The sequence below is a fragment of the Kitasatospora nipponensis genome (genome assembly GCF_039528135.1).
Classification (GTDB): domain Bacteria; phylum Actinomycetota; class Actinomycetes; order Streptomycetales; family Streptomycetaceae; genus Kitasatospora; species Kitasatospora nipponensis.
Genome location: NZ_BAAALF010001199.1, coordinates 1 through 508 on the forward strand (window position 1 = coordinate 1; position 508 = coordinate 508).

The window sequence follows — 508 nt, forward strand, 5'->3', positions numbered from 1 at the left end:
ACCTCGTCCCAGTAGTGCACCTGCCCCGGCGCGATCACGCACAGGTGCGGCGGGTCGAGCGGCCAGTGCGCCAGGTCGACCACGTGGGTGCCGCGCCCGCCCGTGACGTGCACGATCTCGTAGAAGGTGTGCCGGTGCGGAAAACCGGCCCGGGACAGCTCCCCGATGGTGTCGAACGAGCCGATGGCGAACGGCAGTACCTGCGGCTCGGGCACCATCAGCCCGTGGACGGGGAAGTCGATGCTCATCGCAGCAGTCTGCGGCCGCCACCGCAACAGGTCCAGACCACGTCTGCCAGGAGGCTCAGGCGCCCCGACGGATCGTCACCACCGCCGTCCGGCCGTCCACCCGGAGCAGCTCCTCGCCGGGAGTCTCCAGCAGCACGGCGTCGAAGCAGCCCAACCGGACCTCGGAGCCGTCGAGTTCGGCGGTGCCTGCCAGGCAGACCAGCAGGACCACCGCGTCCGGCGGGACGGTGCCGTCGCGCTGCCCCTCCGCCACCTCGAGC

Annotated in this window: 1 protein-coding gene and 1 pseudogene; both read right to left on the reverse strand. The window is 71.7% G+C overall.

Annotated features, from left to right (window positions below):
• Positions 1-248, reverse strand: a 248-nt coding sequence (locus ABD323_RS45645) for an AraC family ligand binding domain-containing protein (protein ID WP_344447803.1), incomplete at its 3' end; no start/stop codon positions are given.
• Positions 249-303: 55 nt separating this feature from the next.
• Positions 304-508 (reverse strand): annotated as a pseudogene (locus ABD323_RS45650) (hypothetical protein); the annotation flags it as partial.